This is a genomic window from Lentzea tibetensis (assembly GCF_007845675.1).
Lineage (GTDB): Bacteria > Actinomycetota > Actinomycetes > Mycobacteriales > Pseudonocardiaceae > Lentzea > Lentzea tibetensis.
Map to the genome: position 1 here is coordinate 1 of NZ_VOBR01000059.1, position 18,016 is coordinate 18,016.

General features: G+C 68.7%; 17 protein-coding genes. 13 read left to right on the top strand and 4 right to left on the bottom strand.

Annotation, left to right across the window (positions count from 1 at the left end):
- Positions 1-57: 57 nt before the first annotated feature.
- Genes FKR81_RS42075 through FKR81_RS42085 form a run of 3 tightly spaced genes read right to left on the bottom strand, consistent with a single transcriptional unit; the run spans position 58 to position 2,044 of the window.
- The gene (locus FKR81_RS42075) at positions 58-237 is read right to left on the bottom strand and encodes a DUF397 domain-containing protein (RefSeq protein ID WP_146361057.1); all 180 of its coding nucleotides are present in this window, start codon (positions 235-237) and stop codon (positions 58-60) included.
- The gene (locus tag FKR81_RS42080) at positions 200-1,063 is read right to left on the bottom strand and encodes a helix-turn-helix domain-containing protein (protein WP_146361059.1); all 864 of its coding nucleotides are present in this window, start codon (positions 1,061-1,063) and stop codon (positions 200-202) included. The genes FKR81_RS42075 and FKR81_RS42080 overlap by 38 nt, the downstream gene beginning before the upstream one ends.
- 54 nt (positions 1,064-1,117) lie before the next feature.
- Entirely contained in the window at positions 1,118-2,044 is a 927-nt protein-coding gene (locus tag FKR81_RS42085) for a hypothetical protein (protein WP_235922230.1), read from the bottom strand.
- 201 nt (positions 2,045-2,245) lie between these two features.
- Here FKR81_RS42085 and FKR81_RS42090 point away from each other — a divergent pair, with 201 nt between their 5' ends.
- The 10 genes from FKR81_RS42090 to FKR81_RS42135 all read left to right on the top strand — a co-directional run bounded on the left by FKR81_RS42090 (position 2,246) and on the right by FKR81_RS42135 (position 14,553).
- Positions 2,246-2,890: a dTMP kinase gene (locus FKR81_RS42090; RefSeq protein ID WP_146361063.1), complete on the top strand. Its 645-nt coding sequence runs from the start codon at positions 2,246-2,248 to the stop codon at positions 2,888-2,890.
- A gap of 76 nt (positions 2,891-2,966) precedes the next feature.
- Complete coding sequence (locus tag FKR81_RS42095; protein ID WP_222598606.1) at positions 2,967-3,812, top strand: SAM-dependent methyltransferase; 846 nt, start codon at positions 2,967-2,969, stop codon at positions 3,810-3,812.
- A gap of 153 nt (positions 3,813-3,965) precedes the next feature.
- Complete coding sequence (gene mtrA / locus FKR81_RS42100; RefSeq protein ID WP_121009184.1) at positions 3,966-4,643, top strand: MtrAB system response regulator MtrA; 678 nt, start codon at positions 3,966-3,968, stop codon at positions 4,641-4,643.
- A 10-nt stretch (positions 4,644-4,653) separates the two neighbouring features.
- Positions 4,654-6,390, top strand: a complete 1,737-nt coding sequence (mtrB, locus tag FKR81_RS42105) for an MtrAB system histidine kinase MtrB (protein WP_146361065.1) — start codon at positions 4,654-4,656, stop codon at positions 6,388-6,390.
- Entirely contained in the window at positions 6,387-8,114 is a 1,728-nt protein-coding gene (locus FKR81_RS42110) for an LpqB family beta-propeller domain-containing protein (RefSeq protein WP_146361067.1), read from the top strand. The genes mtrB and FKR81_RS42110 overlap by 4 nt, the downstream gene beginning before the upstream one ends.
- 29 nt (positions 8,115-8,143) lie before the next feature.
- Positions 8,144-8,788, top strand: a complete 645-nt coding sequence (locus tag FKR81_RS42115; RefSeq protein ID WP_146361069.1) for a ComF family protein — start codon at positions 8,144-8,146, stop codon at positions 8,786-8,788.
- A 720-nt stretch (positions 8,789-9,508) separates the two neighbouring features.
- On the top strand, positions 9,509-10,195 hold the full coding sequence (gene hpf, locus FKR81_RS42120; RefSeq protein ID WP_146361071.1) for a ribosome hibernation-promoting factor, HPF/YfiA family: 687 nt from the start codon (positions 9,509-9,511) through the stop codon (positions 10,193-10,195).
- Between the two features lie 626 nt (positions 10,196-10,821).
- Positions 10,822-13,686 (top strand): preprotein translocase subunit SecA, encoded by a 2,865-nt coding sequence (gene secA / locus FKR81_RS42125; protein WP_146361072.1) that lies wholly within the window; start codon positions 10,822-10,824, stop codon positions 13,684-13,686.
- 63 nt (positions 13,687-13,749) lie between these two features.
- Positions 13,750-14,160: an HAD-IA family hydrolase gene (locus FKR81_RS42130; protein ID WP_146361074.1), complete on the top strand. Its 411-nt coding sequence runs from the start codon at positions 13,750-13,752 to the stop codon at positions 14,158-14,160.
- A gap of 201 nt (positions 14,161-14,361) precedes the next feature.
- Positions 14,362-14,553, top strand: coding sequence for a hypothetical protein (locus FKR81_RS42135; protein ID WP_146361076.1), 192 nt, complete (start codon positions 14,362-14,364; stop codon positions 14,551-14,553).
- On the opposite strand, the gene FKR81_RS42140 is transcribed toward FKR81_RS42135, so the two are convergent.
- Entirely contained in the window at positions 14,550-15,296 is a 747-nt protein-coding gene (locus FKR81_RS42140) for a TrmH family RNA methyltransferase (protein WP_146361078.1), read from the bottom strand. The genes FKR81_RS42135 and FKR81_RS42140 overlap by 4 nt on opposite strands.
- A 64-nt stretch (positions 15,297-15,360) precedes the next feature.
- Between FKR81_RS42140 and FKR81_RS42145 the strand changes: the two genes are divergently transcribed.
- From FKR81_RS42145 to FKR81_RS42155, 3 genes are read left to right on the top strand one after another with little or no spacing between them, the layout of a single operon-like run.
- The gene (locus FKR81_RS42145) at positions 15,361-16,023 is read left to right on the top strand and encodes a phosphotransferase (protein WP_146361079.1); all 663 of its coding nucleotides are present in this window, start codon (positions 15,361-15,363) and stop codon (positions 16,021-16,023) included.
- A gap of 9 nt (positions 16,024-16,032) precedes the next feature.
- Positions 16,033-17,421, top strand: a complete 1,389-nt coding sequence (locus FKR81_RS42150) for a WS/DGAT/MGAT family O-acyltransferase (RefSeq protein ID WP_146361080.1) — start codon at positions 16,033-16,035, stop codon at positions 17,419-17,421.
- Positions 17,418-17,909 (top strand): DUF6912 family protein, encoded by a 492-nt coding sequence (locus FKR81_RS42155; RefSeq protein WP_146361081.1) that lies wholly within the window; start codon positions 17,418-17,420, stop codon positions 17,907-17,909. The genes FKR81_RS42150 and FKR81_RS42155 overlap by 4 nt, the downstream gene beginning before the upstream one ends.
- Positions 17,910-18,016: the final 107 nt, after the last annotated feature.

Below are 18,016 nucleotides of genomic sequence, written 5' to 3' on the forward strand. Positions count from 1 at the left end.
GAGTACATCGACGTGGACGCCGAGGGCCCGTTCAAGCCCGAGCACTACCGCTACTGATCACGCCCTGCTGATCAGGAACGCCCGCCAGGCCCCGACGCTGAACCCCAGCTCGGGGCCTGGAGCGTTCTTGGAGTCACGCACGCGCACCGTCTCGCTGAACGCCACCTCGACGCAGTTGTCGTCGACGGAACTGCCGCCGCTATAGCTGCTCTTGCGCCAGACGAATTCCTTGGCCATTGAGGTCCTCTCGCGGTTGGCTGACGAGGTCCATCAGCACCTTCCGCGATTGTCCTGCATCCATAGCGATCGCATCCAGGCGTTCGAAGATCGACTGGCAGCGACCCACTGCGGCCGCGTCCTGCACGAACACCTTCGCGACATCGCTGGACGTGAAGACCACCGGCGCGGCTCTCTCGTACCGCCACAGCACGAGGTTCGAGAACGCGGCCGAAGGCCCGCTGGAGTCCGGCACGATCCGCAGGGTGTGGGTGCGGAACAGCAGCCGCTTGATCTGCTCCCGCATGATCTTCTCGCCGCCAACCTGCAACCGAAGCGCGTTCTCGTGCACGAAGAAGATGCACTTCGGCCGGTCTTGCCGCCGCAGGATCGCCTGCCGGTCCATCCGGAAGCGGACAGCCGCTGCGATCTCCTCCTCCGTCAGCACCCCGAGCCCGATGCACAGCTCGCGCGCGTAGTCCTCGGTTTGCAGCAAACCTGGGATCACCGACATGTCGTAGCTGGTGATCGTGTCCGCGGTCGACTCGGCCAAGGCCATGGTGCGCAGGTTCTCCGGCACCTGCACGAAGTACGCGTCGAAGGCGTTGCGGTAGCGGTCGAGGAAGTCCTCGACGTACTCCCGGTCCTTCCCGCACGTCGTCAGGTACTGGACGAGATCGATCTCGCTGGCGCGGACCTTCCCGTTCTCGACGTTGGACACCTTGCTCTGGTCCCACCCCAGCAGCTCGGCCATCCAGGTGCCGTTGTGCGGGGTCAGCTTGTCCCGTATCTGCCGCAGCTCGTCGCCCAGGTCACGGCTGTACGGAGTGGACGGAATGCACGTCATAAGTCGGAAGCTATGGGATGACCGTCGTGCATACGCGACCCCGATCGGGTGGTGTCACGTCCATTCCACGGCGACACCGGCGATGCCCGGCCCCACGTGACCGTAGTAGGCGCTGACGACGCCACCGAGCCCGCACACGAGCTCCTCGACGTCGACCGGAGTGGCCTCCGCCGACACCCGGAACTGCTTGATGCAGCGGGCGGGCAGAGCACGCCGGTGGAAGGAGAGCTGCAGCAGGTAGGAAGCGCAGGCGTCGCGGAACGTCCGGTGATGGCCGGGCGTCGGCCCGCCCGTGTCGTCGACGATCGTGAAGCTGAAGACGTGCTCCTCGCCCTCGGCGAGCCGCCGGTCGAACAGCAGCTCGACGGCCAGCCCGCGCGAGACGTTCTGCCGCCGCAACCGTCCCTGCCGGCAGCCCTCACCCGCGCGCACGAGCGCGTTGTCGATCAGCGAACCCTCGTCGCCCTGGTGCACGGCCAGATACCTGTCCGGCCCCTGGCGCATCGCGCGCACGACGAGCCGGGTGGTGATGGCGCGTTGTTCGCGGTGCATGCCGATGGACACGGTGTCGTGCACGGACAGCACTTCCAGCTCCGCGTTGCCGCGTCCCGCCTCCGGCACCGACTCGAACTCGGCCAGCAGCGGCGCCGTCTCCGCCCACGCCGACGCCAGCTCGGCGAACGCGGCGGGCACCGGGCGCGGCGCGTACGGCTGCGGGCGCGGTCCGATCAGCCCCAGCAGCGACTCGGGCGGCAGCCGCAGCACGGTCTCCAGCGCGCGGACCGTGCCGATCGCGCGCGGGACCTCGGGATGCCGCAGGCCGCGTTGCCAGTAGCTCAGCGTGGACTGGCCGACCTGCACGCCGAGCTGTTCCAGATGCGCGCGCAACCGTGCGAGCGACAGCCCGCGATGGGCGATCGCTTCGCGCAGCGCCCGGTGAAACGGTCCGTAACGCAGCGTCTCGGCAAGCGGGGTCGGCAAACCCCCAGTCGGGTGGCCGATCGGCCCGTCAACCGAATCGGCGTGCCCCGAATCCGCGGTCACCGCGGCACCACCTTCCGCACGGCCGGGAGACTGTTCACCGTAGTCACTCGATCTGGTGACCGAAAGATCTCTTTTCGCCCGTGTGGGGGACGTGGTGCCTCCAGTCGAGTGGCCAAGCGTGCTCACTAGGCTTGGGTGGTGGGAAAGCTCGTAGTAATCGAAGGTCTGGACGGGGCGGGCAAGCGCACGCTGGCCGCCGGTCTGACCGAGGCGCTGAATCTTCAAGGCGCGACCGTCAAGACCTCCGCGTTTCCGCGCTACGGCGAGGACGTCCACGCTGACCTGGTGCGGGACGCGCTGCACGGCAGGCTCGGCGACCTGACGGGGTCGATCCACGGCATGTCGGTCCTCTACGCGCTGGACCGGCGTGACGCGGCCGACGAGATCCGGGCCGACCTGGAGAGGTTCGACGTCGTGCTGCTGGACCGGTACGTCGCGTCGAACGCCGCGTACGGCGCGGCGCGGCTGCGTCAGGACTCCCGCGGCGAGTTCGTCGAGTGGGTGCGCGCGCTGGAGATCGACCGGTTCAAGCTCCCGGTGCCGGACCTGCACCTGCTGCTGAAGGTGTCGACGGACGTCGCGGCCGAGCGCGCCGCACGGCGCGAGGCGGCGGACGCCGAGCGCGCGCGTGACCTCTACGAGTCGGACGGCGGCCTCCAGGCGCGGTGCGCTGCGGTGTACGACGGACTTGCCGCGGACGGCTGGCTGGCCCCTTGGCAAGTGGTCGACGGAGCGTCAAACGTGAACTTTTCTGACCTTTTGGGACGGCTCTTCACCCGGTGAGTGGTCGCTCACGTGCGTCACCGACTGACACGATCGTGTGATCTTATGTCACACAGAGTGTGTGGGAGGTTACGTTTTGAAGCGCGTTCTGCACCGGCAGCCCGTTGGGGTCGCCCGCACGGCCGTACTGATCGCGGCGGCCCGTGCGAACGAGCAGCGTCATCTCGATCGGCTGTTCGACGACCCCCTCGCGGCGCCGCTGGTCAGGGCAGCGGGATCGGCGACCGACCTCAGCGGCGTCCGCAACCTGGCGGGCGACCACTTCGTGCTGCGCACGAGATATTTCGACGACTACCTGTCGACAGCCACAACAACAGCCGGGTGCACCCAGGTCGTGATCATGGCGTCGGGCCTGGACACCAGGGCGTACCGGCTGCCGTGGCGGCCGGGCACCAGCGTGTTCGAGATCGACCTCCCCGACCTGCTGGACTTCAAGCAGCAGGCGCTGGATGCGCTGGAGGCCGCGCCGTCGTGCGAGCGCGTCGCGGTGGCGTGCGACCTGCGCGAGGACTGGCCGAGGGCGCTCTTCGAGGCGGGCTTCGACCCGCGCAAGCCGACGGCGTGGCTGCTCGAAGGTCTGCTGATGTTCCTCCCGGTCGACGCGGTCGAGCAGCTGCTGCGACTCGTCGGCGGTCTGTCGGCCGCCGGGAGCCGGATCGCGCTGGAGCACGTCAACCGCGCGTTCCGCGATCTGCCGCAGATGCGCGCCGTGCACGACCGGTTCGACGAGCTCGACGCGCGGTGGCAGTCCGATGTGGAAAACCCGGTCGAGTGGCTCGGCAGGCACGGCTGGACCGCGGCGACCACGCACCAGTCCGAGCTCGCCACCAGGCACAACAGGTCGATTCCCGCCATCACCGACCCGGTGAAAGTGGGCGACGCGCGCATCTGGCTGGCCCAGGGCGTTCGTAACGAAATGTGAGTCTCGCGCGGATAGTCGGGCGACGAACCGACCGGATCGGGCGAGGTGGACATGGTTACGCACCGGACACAAGGCGCCACCACCAGCTATGGAACCGGCAGCGGAGCCTGGGCGGTGCGCGAACGCGCGAGCGGCAGTGCGACGATGTTGGGTATGAAGGCACGCGTGCTCGTCGTGGACGACGACCCCGCCCTGGCGGAGATGTTGACCATCGTGTTGCGTGGAGAGGGCTTCGACACCGCGGTTGTCGCCGACGGTGCGCGAGCCCTGCCCGCGCTGCGCGAGCTCAAGCCAGACCTCGTGCTGCTCGACCTCATGCTGCCGGGAATGAACGGCATCGACGTCTGCAAGGCGATCCGCTCCGAGTCCGGCGTGCCCATCGTGATGCTGACCGCGAAGAGCGACACGGTCGACGTCGTGCTCGGACTGGAGTCCGGCGCTGACGACTACGTCGTGAAGCCGTTCAAGCCGAAGGAGCTGGTCGCCCGCATCCGGGCGCGCCTCCGCCGGACTGAGGCAGAGCCCGCTGAGGTCTTGCAGATCGGTGACCTGACGATCGACGTCCCCGGTCACGAGGTTCTCCGCGAGGGTCGTCCGATCCAGCTCACCCCGCTCGAGTTCGACCTGCTGGTCGCGCTCGCCCGCAAGCCGCGCCAGGTGTTCACCCGCGAGGTGCTGCTGGAGCAGGTGTGGGGCTACCGCCACGCGGCGGACACCCGGCTGGTGAACGTCCACGTGCAGCGACTGAGGTCCAAGGTGGAACGCGATCCCGAGCACCCGGAGGTCGTGCTGACCGTCCGCGGTGTCGGGTACAAGGCCGGCCCCCCGTGAGGTACCGCGCATGAAGGCGGTCCGGCTGGTCGTCGCGAGGGTGCAGCGCGCAGCCGATGAGGCGCGACGACGCTGGATCGCGTTCGGTGAGCTGTGGCGGCGTTCGCTGCAGCTGAGGGTCGTCGTGTCGACGCTGGCGCTGTCGTCGGCCGTCGTGTTCGTGCTGGGAATGGTGCTGCAGATGCAGATCACCAACCAGCTGCTGGACACGAAGGAGCAGGCGGCGGTCCGGCAGGCGCGCGCGAGCCAGCAGGCCGTGCAGAACGACCTCGCCGGGCTCAACCCCGGACCGGACAGCGTGAAGTCGCGTTTCACCAGTGCCATCAACAAGTTGGCGATCGGTGGCGCGGGCCAGGACGCGACGACGGCCGGTGCGGGCGCGTTCGAGCCGGTGCTGGTGGACGGCGACACCGTCGGTTCCGACGGTCTCCCGCCGTCCGAGGGGCCGATCAACGACGTCCCGCTGTCGTTGCGCGAGATGGTCGAGAACAGCGGCAACTCGGCGTCGCAGATCCACACCGTGAACCGGTCGAGCGGCCAGACCACGCTGCTCGTCGTCGGCGTGCCGGTGAACAGCTCGGCGCGGGCGATGCAGCTCTACCTGATCTTCCCGCTGACCGCGGAGCAGCGCACGGCCGAGGTCGTGCAGAGCACGCTCGTGGTCGGCGGCATCGTGCTGCTGATGCTGCTCGCGCTCATCGCGAACCTCGTGACGCGCCAGGTGGTCCGGCCCGTCCGGCAGGCCGCCGAGGTCGCCGAGCGGTTCGCCGACGGGTCCTTGGACGAACGCATGCCGGTCGTCGGCGAGGACGACGTGGCGCGGCTCGCCGAGTCGTTCAACGAGATGGCCGAGGGCATCCAGGCGCAGATCAAGCAGCTGGAGGAGTTCGGCCAGCTGCAGCGCCGCTTCACCTCCGACGTGTCGCACGAGCTGCGCACGCCGTTGACGACCGTGCGCATGGCCGCGGACGTGCTGCACGCGTCACGCGAGCAGTTCCCCGCCGGACTGGCGCGGTCGACCGAGCTGCTGGTCGACGAGCTCGACAGGTTCGAGTCGTTGCTGGGCGACCTGCTGGAGATCTCCCGGCTGGACGCGGGCGTCGAGGAACTGTCCGCCGAGCAGGTGGACCTGCGCGTGCTCGCGCGTCGCGCGCACGACTCGGTGCGAGCGATCGCTAACAACGCGGGCTCGCCGATTGTCCTGGACCTGCCGGACGATGAGGTCATCGCGGAGCTGGACTCCCGTCGTGTGGAACGGATTCTGCGCAACCTGCTCGCGAACGCGGTCGACCACGGCGAGGCCATGCCGGTCGAGCTGACCATGCGCGGCGACGAGCACGCGGTCGCGATCACCGTGCGGGACCACGGAGTCGGCCTGCGTCCCGGCGAGGCGGAGCTGGTGTTCAGCCGCTTCTGGCGGGCGGACCCGTCCCGCAACCGGCGCACCGGTGGCACCGGGCTCGGCCTGTCGATCTCGCTGGAGGACGCGCGGCTGCACGGCGGCTGGCTCGAGGCATGGGGCGAGCAGGGCCACGGCGCCGTGTTCCGCCTGACGTTGCCGCGCACGCACGGCAGCGAGGTGCGCAGCAGTCCGCTTCCCCTTGCGCCCGAACACCTTCCGCCGGTTGCCGTGGTCGAGACCCCGGTCGAGGCGCCGGTGTCCACCGAGGACGTCGAGCTGACGCCGGAGGAGATCACCTGGCAACCGGCCGAGCCGGTGGACGCCGAACGCGAGGAGGTCCGGTGAAGCGCTTCGTGATCGCGCTCGTCGCGGTGCTGCTCACCGGCTGCGCGGCGATCCCGACGAACACCGCGCCGAAACCGATCGACCCGTCGGAGTCGAAGGTCCGCACGGCGAACGCGCCGCAGCCGGCCAAGGACATCGACGCGCTCACCCTGGTGCGCAACTTCGTCGACGCGTCCGCGAACCCGGAGGCGGACTTCGCCGAGGCCAAGGCGTACCTGACCGAGGACGCGCGGAAGCGGTGGGAGACCAAGTCGCCCACGATCATCGACCCGAGCTTCTCGACCGTGCCGACGACCCAGGCGCCGGAGGAGAAGCAGCAGGTCGTTCTGCTGCAGGGCAAGAACCTCGGCAGGCTGGAGACCGACAGCTCGTACGTGCCGCTGACGACGGACCTGAACCGGGCCATCAAGGTCGAGCGCAACAACGACAACCAGTGGCGGATCTCCGAGCCGCCGGACGGCGTCTACATGACGCAGACCCGGTTCCTGGACTACTACAAGCGCGTCACCCTGTACTTCTTCAACCCCGAGTTCAGCGTGCTCGTGCCGGACTCCCGCTACGTCGTGATCCCGCCGTCGACCGAGATCCCGCAGCGCGTCAGCGAACTGCTGGTCCGCGGGCCCGGCGGCGGCGTGCGGGGCGCGTTGTTCAGCGCACTCGGCGGCCAGGCGGTTCACGCGGGCACCAAGGAAGCCGACGACGGCGCGCTCGAGGTCAACCTCACCAAGCTCGGTGACCTGACCCCGCAGATCCGCAAGCAGGTCGTCGCGCAGGTCGTGAAGTCGTTGTCCGGCGTGACGAGCAGCCGCATCCGCGTGCTGGTGGACGGCGCGCCGATCCTGCCGGGAGACCAGCGCGAGTGGCGCCCGTCCGACGTGCAGACCGGCGAGGCACTGATCACGCCGAACCCCAACGAGGGCGGCATGATCGTGACGGGCGGGCTGATCCGCTCGATCTCCGACGGCAACCCCATCAAGGGCCCCGCCGGTGCGGGCGAGTACAACGCCGTGTCGGCCGCGCAGTCGCTCGACGGTTCGCGCCTGGCCGTGGTCGGCAAGACCGGGTCCGGTGTGCGCCTCCTGGTGGGGGACAAGGAACAGGGCCTCACCGAGGTCGGCCTGCCCGCGTCCACTCTGACCCGTCCGACGTGGCTGCTGAGCACCGAGGGGCGCGAGCCGTCCAACGAGCTGTGGACCGTCGCCGACGGCGCCAACGTGGCCCGCGTGACGCGCGGCGACAACGGCGTGTGGACGGCCGGTGCCGTCAACACCGCCGAGCTGGGCGGGTTCGGTCAAATCAGCGAACTGCGGCTGTCGCGCGACGGCACGCGCGTCAGCATGGTCATCGGCGGCAAGCTCTACGTGGCCGCGGTGGTGCGCAACTCGCAGGACGCGTCCGTGTCGATCCGCACGCCCCGCCAGCTGCTGCCCGCCGTGCTCGGCGCGTCCGTGCAGTCGGTGGACTGGCTGTCGCAGGACTTCCTCGTGGTGTCCAGTTCGCTGGCGTCGAACCCGGTGACGCGCGTGTACCTCGACGGGTCGCGGTTCGAGCGGTACAACCAGTCGAACCTGACCGTGCCCGTCACGTCGGTGACGGCCGCGGTGAGCAGGCAGGTGCTGGCCGTCGACCACAGCGGACTGTGGACCGCTTCGGAGACCACGGACGTGTGGCGGTCGAACCCGATCAAACCGGATCCGGGCGCGGTCGTGTTCTACCCCGGCTGATTGTCAGACCCCGCCGCCATGCTGGGCTCATGAACTTCCTGAGCCTGGTCCTCCCCGTCACGTGCGCGGCCTGCGGTGTGCGGGGCGTGGACGCGTGCCGCCGCTGCCAGTCCGCCTTCGGTCCGCCGTTCCCGGTTCCGACCGTCGGCAAGGGGCCACCCGTCTACGCGCTGGCCGACTACCACGGTGCCGCGCGCCAGTTGGTGCTCGCGTTCAAGGAACGGGGCCGCCACACGTTGGCGGACTTCTTCGCCGTCCTCGTAGGACTCGCGCTCCCTGCTCTGTCGCCACCTCCGTGGTGCCTCGTGCCCGCTCCGTCGACCCGCCGGGCCGCTCGGGGCCGCGGAGGTGACCACATGGTGAGAATCGCGGAGCGTGTCCAGAACTCTTTTTCGGCGCCGGTGCTCGCCGTGGAAAGCGGTGTCCAGGACTCGGTGGGGCTCGACACCCAGGCCCGGATTCGCAACCTGCAGGACAAGGTCAAGCTGCGCCGCCCGCCGCCGGCTGCGGACGTCGTCCTCCTCGACGACGTCGTGACCAGCGGCGCAACGGCTCGGGCGTGCGTTTCGGCACTGTCCCAGGCGGACGTGAGGGTGCGCGCGGTCCTCGCGCTGACCAGTGCCGCAACCCGGCATGTCTCAATTGGCCCTCGGCGTGGCCGCCCACAAGGGTGAAGTTCGCCGCGCCGAGTTGATCACCAGAACCTGTTGCTGCCACCCGTTTGCGCAGGTCGGCACCATCGATCCAGCACCCGTTGAAGATCGGGAACTACCGAACCGCCCAGAAGGGAGGATTTGTTGCGGACTCATGCAATCCATTCGAGGTGACCGCGACCAGGCGTTCCGCAACCACTACCGATGGGTAGTTCCGGTGCATTCATGAATAACCGCTGGTCAGCTGAGTTTGCGAATACTTCTCACTCGCGTCGCACCATCCGCGGAAGTTCCGCGAAGTTCCTCTGTGTTTCGGGAACATGACGGGTGCGTCGCCCGTTGGCCGGGTATGACGCCGCGACAGGACCCGTTCGACGCAGTCACGCTGCCGACGGGTGCCGGTGCGACGCTGCGCCGTCCGGGTGAGCAGCGTGCCGTGAGCAGGGTGTCGTGGCACGCTCGGCACACGGCGGGTGGCCCTCGGTCGTCACGCTGCGTACTCGCAGAATTTTCCGCGAGTTCCCCCGGCTCGGGGGCTGTTGCCGGAACGAAACCCGAGCTAACGTGCACCGCTATCAGCCCATCCGGCCCGCGGGGAGGAGGCGAACAGCCCATGACCCTGGCGCCGTGAAAGTGCCGAGGAACGACCCTCAGCGACTCCTGGCAGATCTGAAGATCGCCAACGGCGCCCCGAATCAAGTCCAATGCCAAAGCTCGCAGTAAAGGCGAGGGAGGTCGTGTATGGACATCGTCGTTAAGGGCCGCAACGTCGAGGTGCCCGATCACTACAGGGTGCACGTCGCCGAAAAGCTGGCCCGGCTTGAGCGCTACGACCGCAAGGTCATCCGCTTCGACGTGGAGCTTTTCCACGAACCGAACCGCAGGCAGTCGAAGAACTGCCAGCGTGTCGAAATCACCGGCAAGGGACGTGGACCTGTGGTCCGTTCCGAAGCCTGCGCGGGTGACTTCTACGCCGCGCTCGATTCAGCGGTCGCGAAGCTCGAGAACCGTCTCCGTCGGTCGCACGACCGGAGGCGCGTCCACCACGGGCGCCGAGGCCCGATTTCGGTGGCGGAAGCGACAAGCGGACTGGGGGACATCTCCTCCTCCGCACCGGCCGACCTCAACGGTCAGGCCCAGGCATCACGGCGCGGCAAGACCGCGTTGCTCGACGCACCCGAGGCCGACTACGAGGGCATGGCGGAAGTGCCCGCGCAGCGGTGGGACGACGGCCTCGAGGACCAGCTTCCCGGACGCGTAGTGCGCGAGAAGGAGCACACCGCGAAGCCCATGACCGTCGACCAGGCCCTCTACGAGATGGAACTGGTCGGACACGACTTCTACCTGTTCTCAGACGCCGACTGCGGACGCCCCAGCGTCGTCTACCGCCGGAAGGGATTCGACTACGGCGTGATCAGGCTCGCCTGATCCACGTGAAGGCATCCATCCACTGACGACCATTGCGGCCCTCGCACACCCTCGCGTGCGAGGGCCGCGTCGCGTCCACGTGGGAGCGGACCTCCGCGGCGGCGCCGAAGCGGCGTGTTGCGAGTGCGGAGCAGGCGGCGCTGTGATTGCCGGGGCGGGGGCGCGACCACTGCGATTGCCTGGGGCAGACACGCGATCGCGCATGACTGGCAGCGCGTGACCTCTGCCGGTTCGCCCCGCGAACCCGCAGTTCGCAGCTCGTACGCGGTGGCCTCCTCGCCCACGTGCGCGCGCGTTGGCTTTACCGCCGACTTGGCCATTCATCAGCGCCGAGTTGTCCGTTCGCGCACGTGATGCGGCGTTCGCGGCATTCCGCGCAAGGAGCCACTCGGCCACACCCAGGTGGAGCTCGCCACGCCCAGGTGGAAACGCCGGGAACCTCAGGCGCCCCAGGCTCGTTGAAAGGCAGGTGCCGAGGGGGCGCACAGCCGTCTGACCAGCGCCTGACCAGTCGTCAGGTGCGATTGGGCTGTGTCTGTGCGCACACCTTGGCGGCTTGCCTACGATGGGCAGGGGAAAGGCGTCCGCAGTGGGCGCGTCGCGATGAGGTAATGAGGTCATCCCAGATGGTGCTGTCCCGACTGCTCCGCGCCGGCGAGGGCAAGATGCTCAGGCGCCTGAGCAAGATCGCAGAGCACATCAACCACCTCGAAGACGAAGTGGTCGACCTCTCCGACGCCGAGCTGCGCGCGAAGACGGACGAGTTCAAGAAGCGCTACACCGAGGGCGAGACGCTCGACGAGCTGCTGCCGGAGGCCTTCGCCGTCGCGCGTGAGGCGGCCAAGCGCACGCTCGGGCAGCGGCCGTTCGACGTGCAGCTCATGGGTGGCGCGGCGCTGCACCTCGGGCAGATCGCCGAGATGCGCACCGGTGAGGGCAAGACCCTGACCTCGGTGCTCCCGGTGTACCTCAACGCGTTGTCCGGCGAGGGCGTCCACGTCGTCACGACGAACGACTACCTGGCCAAGCGCGACGCGGACTGGATGGGCCGCATCCACCGCTTCCTCGGCCTCAAGGTCGGCGCGATCCTCAGCGAGATGACGCCGGAGCAGCGGCGCGCCGCGTACCACGCGGACATCACCTACGGCACGAACAACGAGTTCGGCTTCGACTACCTGCGCGACAACATGGCGTGGAGCCTGGACGAGTGCGTGCAGCGCGGCCACAACTTCGCGATCGTCGACGAGGTCGACTCGATCCTGATCGACGAGGCCCGCACGCCGCTGATCATCTCCGGCCCGGCCGAGCAGTCCGCTCGCTGGTACGTCGAGTTCGCGCGCATGTCGCCGCTGCTGAAGAAGGACGTCCACTACGAGGTCGACGAGCGCAAGCGCACGGTCGGCGTCTCCGAGGCCGGTGTCGCGTTCATCGAGGACCAGCTGGGCATCGAGAACCTCTACGAGGCCGCGAACACGCCGCTGGTCGGCTACCTGAACAACGCGCTCAAGGCCAAGGAGCTCTTCACCAAGGACAAGGACTACATCGTCCGCAACGGTGAAGTCATGATCGTCGACGAGTTCACCGGCCGCGTGCTCGCCGGTCGCCGCTACAACGAGGGCATGCACCAGGCGATCGAGGCCAAGGAAGGCGTCGAGATCAAGGCGGAGAACCAGACGCTCGCCACGATCACGCTGCAGAACTACTTCCGCCTGTACAACAAGCTGGGCGGCATGACCGGTACCGCCGAGACCGAGGCGGCCGAGTTCCACCAGACCTACAAGCTGGGCGTCGTGCCGATCCCGACGAACCGGCCCGCGCAGCGCAAGGACCAGCCGGACCTCGTCTACAAGAGCGAGGAGGCGAAGTTCGAGGCGGTCGCCGAGGACATCGTCGAGAAGCACGAGAAGGGCCAGCCGGTCCTGATCGGTACGACGAGCGTCGAGCGTTCCGAGTACCTGTCGAAGTTGCTGGTGCGCAAGGGTGTCCCGCACGAGGTTCTGAACGCGAAGCACCACGACCGCGAGGCGCTGATCATCGCGCTGGCCGGCCGCAAGGGCGCTGTCACGGTCGCGACGAACATGGCCGGACGCGGTACGGACATCGTGCTCGGCGGCAACCCGGACATCATCGCGGACCACGAGCTGCGCGAGCAGGGCCTCGACCCGGTGGAGACGCCGGAGGAGTACGAGGCCGCCTGGTCGAAGCTCATCGAGGAGCTCACGATCACGGGCAAGGCGCAGGCCGATGAGGTCCGCGCCGCCGGTGGTCTCTACGTGCTCGGCACCGAGCGCCACGAGTCGCGCCGCATCGACAACCAGCTCCGCGGCCGCACCGGCCGTCAGGGCGACCCCGGCGAGTCGCGCTTCTACCTGTCCCTCAAGGACGAGCTGATGCGCCGGTTCAACGCGTCGATGGTCGAGGCCGTCATGACGCGCCTCAACGTGCCGGACGACGTGCCGATCGAGCACAAGATGGTCACCAGGGCCATCCGCAGCGCGCAGACGCAGGTCGAGCAGCAGAACTTCGAGATCCGCAAGAACGTCCTCAAGTACGACGAGGTCATGAACCGCCAGCGCACGGTCATCTACGACGAGCGCCGCCGCGTGCTCGCCGGCGAGGACCTCCGCGACCAGGTCGAGCACATGCTGGAGAGCGTCGTCACCGAGTACGTCAGCGGTGCGACCTCGGACGGCTACGCCGAGGACTGGGACTTCGAGAAGCTCTGGACCGCGCTCAAGACCCTCTACCCGGTCAAGCTGGACTGGAAGGAGATCGTCGAGGGCGACGAGGACGTCACGCGCGAGTACCTGACGCAGGTCATGGTCGAGGACGCGCTCGAGGCGTACCGCGCCCGTGAGGCCGAGATCGACGGCCGCGTCGGCGAGGGCGCCATGCGCGAGCTGGAGCGTCGCGTGCTGCTGTCCGTGCTGGACCGCAAGTGGCGCGAGCACCTCTACGAGATGGACTACTTGAAGGAGGGCATCGGCCTGCGCGCGATGGCGCAGCGCGACCCCCTCATCGAGTACCAGCGCGAGGGCTTCGACATGTTCAACGCCATGACGGAGGCGTTGAAGGAGGAGACCGTCGGGTTCCTGTTCAACCTGCAGGTCGAGGCCGCCGAGCCCGAGCCGCAGCCGGAGCCCGAGGTGCCGGTGCTGCTGTCGCAGACGCCGCAGCCTCTCCAGCCGACCCAGTCGGCGTCCCGCTCGCGCGCCCGTGCCGCCGCTGCCGCTCAGCAGCAGCGTCAGCAGCACGAGGCCCCGGCCGGTCCGGCCATGGCCCAGCTGCAGGGTGCCGCGATCCCGCCCGCTCTGCGCGGCAAGGGCCTCGGCGGCCCCGGCCAGGCGCAGCAGCTGAACTACAGCGGCCCGGCCGAGGACGGCGGCGTCGAGAAGCACGCCGACGCGGCCGGTGACGGTGCGAACGCCGCCACCCGCAAGGAGCGTCGCGCGCAGCAGCGTCAGCAGCAGAAGAACCAGCGCAAGCGCTAGTACCGCGTGCGGAACGGCCCAGGTCACCACCGACCTGGGCCGTTTTGCTTGTAGGTTGCGGGAGTGCTGCGAGGACTGGTGCTCGACTTCGGGGGCGTGCTCACCGATCACGGTGAGGACGGCGCGCCCGAACCACCGCTGCTGACCGCGTTGCGCCGGGCCAAGGAGCACGGCCTGCGCACGGCGCTGCTGTCCAACGCCGACGGCTGGTGGTCGCCGCCGAGCGACTGGGCGCCGCTGTTCGACGTCACCGTCATCTCCGGCGAGGTCGGGCTCGGCAAGCCCGACGAGGAGATCTACCTGCTCACCGCGCGCCGGATGAACCTGAAGCCGGAGGAGTGCGTCTTCGTCGACGACCTCGCGGTGAACGTGCGCGGCGCCGCGCGGGCGGGCATGGTCGGCGTCCACCATCGGTCGACACGGTCCACCCTCGAGGAACTCGAGACCCTGCTAGCCATCGCTCTCCGCGATTGACGGTTCACCGCATCCGCTAATTGCCCGTCATTCGGCTGCTCAGTAACTTTGGTTGCGCAGGTTGTCGAATGCTTAGGGGAGAAAATGCGAAGACTCGTCGCTGGTGTTGTGCTCGCCATTGCTGCGACGGCAATCGCTGTACCCGCGTCAGCTCATGAGGAACGGGGGTGCAGCTCGGACTACTCGCGGGGCGACCGAAGTGTGGAGGTGTTCTGCGACAGCAGGCGCCCGCGCGAATACCGGGCCGTCGCGCACTGCGAGACCACCCTGTCGAGCTGGTACTCGTACGGGAACTACGTGTGGACCGACCAGCGCAACGGCTCACGTGCCGACTGCTACTCCGTGCTCGGGCCCGTCTGGGTGCGCGACTACCACGTGGACTGGCGGCGCTAGACCTGACGCCGCCGCACCAGCTCGAAGCAGAGCACCGCGGCGGCCGATGCCACGTTCAGCGACTCGACGCCCGCCGCCATCGGAATGGAAATCCAGTTGGTGATGTGCGGGCGCACATCGTCCGTGATTCCGGAAGTCTCACTGCCGAGCACGAATGCCGCTTTCGCCGGCAAATCGGCGGTGTAAATGGATTCGCGTGCGTGTGAATCGAGTGCGTACAACGGATATCCGGACGCGCTCAGCTCGGCGGCCGCTTCGGCGGCCGTCGCGCAGCGCAGCACCGGCGCCCGGAACGCCACGCCCGCGGACGCCTTGACCACGAGCGGGTCGATCGACGCGACACCCCGTCGCGGGACGACGATGCCCTCGATGCCGGCCGCGGTCGCGGTCCGCAGGATCATGCCGACGTTCGCGGGCGTGGTGATGCCGTCCAGCACGAGCACCGAGCGCGGGTTGCTCCGCAGCCCGAGCGTCAGCGGGAGCATCCGCGGCGCGACGACGTCGGCGAGCACGCCCTGGTCCTGCTTGCCGTTGCCGGCGAGCACCTTGACCCGCTGGGCGGTCGCCCTCTGCACCTCGACACCGCGCTGACGTGCGGCGTCGACGATCTCACGTGCGGCGGCGCCACGCGCTGTGTCGGCGAGAACCACCTTGTCCACCTCGAGCTGAGGGTCGTCGAGGGCCTCCAGCACAGGCTTGCGGCCGTAGACGGTGACGAAGCGGTCTTTGGGCGAAATTTCCACGCCGAACAGTCTCCCGTACCCGATTGGGGCTTGCGTTTCGCCAGTCTTTCATGATGATCGTCACATGACCTCCAGTATGCGCATCGTCGCGCAAGGTCAACATCTGGCCAGCGGTCGCGAGTCGGACGTCTACCTGCGTCCGGACGGCCTGCTGGTCAAACGCACACGTACGGGGCGTGACCTGCGTGCGGAAGCGGCGTTGATGCAGTACCTGGCAGGCCACGGGATGCCCGTGCCGCGTGTGCACGACGTCACACCGGACGAGCTGGTCATGGAGTACGTGCCAGGGCCGCGGATGTCCTCGGAGGTCGGGGCGAAGCCGTGGCGGGCTGGCTCGCTCGGCCGCACCCTCGCCGCGCTGCACCGCAGGCTCGACGACGTCCCCGCGCCGGACTTCCTCGACGGCGACGGCGACCTGCTGCACCTCGACCTGCACCCCGGCAACGTCGTGATGGGACCGGACGGGCCGGTCGTGCTCGACTGGGCCTGCGCGACTCGCGGCGACCGCAAGGTCGACGTGGCGCTCAGCTGGCTGACGATGGCGGTGGCGAAACTGCGCCCGTCGCGGCGGCTCGCGCGGTGGCGGTTCCTGAAGGCCTTCTTGGCGGACGCGGGCAACGTCGCGGAGGCGATCCCGGAAGCGGCCGAGATCCGGCTCGCGCGCCACGACCGTGACGCGGACGAGCGTGAGGCACTGCGCAAGCTGGTGGAGCACTATCAGCACTAGGCTGATCTCATGCCGGACCGACTGTCAGCGCTGGACGCCTCGTTCCTGTACCTGGAGGACTCCACGACGCCGATGCACGTCGGCGGCGTCGCCGTCTTCCGCAGGCCCAAGTCGGGGTTCGACTACGACAAGCTCGTCAGCCTGATCGAGCAGCGCCTGTCGCTCGTCCCGCGCTACCGGCAGAAGGTCGTGCACGTGCCCGGCCGCATCGCGCGGCCCGTCTGGGTGGACGACCCGGACTTCGACGTGACCTACCACGTGCGCCGGTCCGCGCTCCCGAAGCCGGGCAGCGACGCGCAGCTGCACGACCTGGTCGCCCGCCTCATGTCGCGGCCGCTGGACCACCACCGGCCGCTGTGGGAGATCTACCTCGTCGAAGGCCTCGCGAACGACCAGGCCGCGGTGATCACCAAGACGCACCAGGCCGTCGTCGACGGCATCGCCGCGCTGGAGATCGGCCAGGTCATGCTGGACGTGTCGCCGACGCCGCGCGGGTCCGTCGAGAACCTGTGGATGCCGCAGCCGGAGCCGAGCGGCCTGCAGCTCGTCGCGGACGCCGTCACCGAGGTCGTGCAGCGGCCGGGTGAGCTGATCGAGAACGTCCGGTCCGCCGCGATGGACACCGTCGCCACGGTCGAGAAGGTCTTCAGCGCACTGGGCGGGTTCGCCTCGGCGCTGCGCACGGCCGTCACGCCCGCGCCGGGCAGCCCGCTGAACGTGCGCATCACGCCGCAGCGCCGGTTCGCCGTGGCCCGCGCGAAGCTCGACGACCTGCGCTCGGTGCGCAAGACCCACGGCGGCACGGTGAACGACGTGGTGCTCGCGTCGCTGTCAGGCGCGCTGCGGAACTGGCTGCTCAGCAGGGGCGAGATCGTCTCCAGCGGCACCACGATCCGCGCGATGGCGCCGCTGTCCGTGCGCGACGCGGACCCGGACTCGGGCAACAACGTGTCCGCGTACCTGGTCGACCTGCCGGTCGGCGAGCCGAACCCGGTCGTGCGTCTGCACCACATCAGCCACGCGATGCGCGCGCACAAGGAGTCCGGCCAGTCGGTCGCCGCGGACGCACTCGTCCGGGTGTCCGGGTTCGCGCCGCCGACGCTGCACGCGATGGGCGCGCGGGCCGCCAGCTCGTTCTCCCGCAGGCTGTTCAACGTGATCGTCACGAACGTGCCAGGCCCCCAGGTGCCGTTGTACGCGGCAGGGGCGAAGATGACCGAGATCTTCCCCGTCGTGCCGCTCGCGAAGGGGCAGGCTCTGGCCATCGGCGTCACGTCCTACGACGGCGGTGTTTACTTCGGTCTGAACGGCGACCGCGACGCCATGTCCGATGTGGACGTCCTCGCGGCCATGGTCGAGGAGTCGGTGGAGGAACTGATGGGAACCGCGAAGCCATGAGGGTCTACATCCCGGCCACCGTCGCCATGCTGCGCGACCTCGTCGCGTCCGGCCAGCTCGCCCCGATCGGGGGCACCGCGTTCGCGCTGACCCCGATGCTGCGCGAGTCCTACGCCGCAGGCGACACCGAGGAACTCGAGTACGCGGCCATGCTCGACGCCGCCCGCGCGTCGCTGCGGCTGCTCGCGGCCGACGAGAAGTCCGAGCCGCGTCGTGCGGTCATCGCCGCTGATTTCGACGACGTGACGTTGCGGCCTGATCTCGACAACTCCGTGGTGAAGGTCGAGGGGTCTGTTGCGTTGAGCGAGGTCGCTTCCGTGCACCTCGACACTGCCGAGGCTGAGGACGACGTGCGGGCGGCTGTTGAGGTGATCGACGCTGCGGACATGGGTGATCCTGATGCCGAGTTCGCGTTGGGTAGTGCTGAGGACCACGAGTTGGCCTGGTACGCGGCTCAGGAGCTCGCGTTCGTCCTGGAGTTGATGTAGGCGTTTGGTGGTGGGGTGGGGAGGTCCTCGCTGATCACCTCACGGTCGCCACATCGAAAAGCCCCTGTCAAGGCGGAAAAGCTGCCTTGACAGGGGCTTTTCGATGT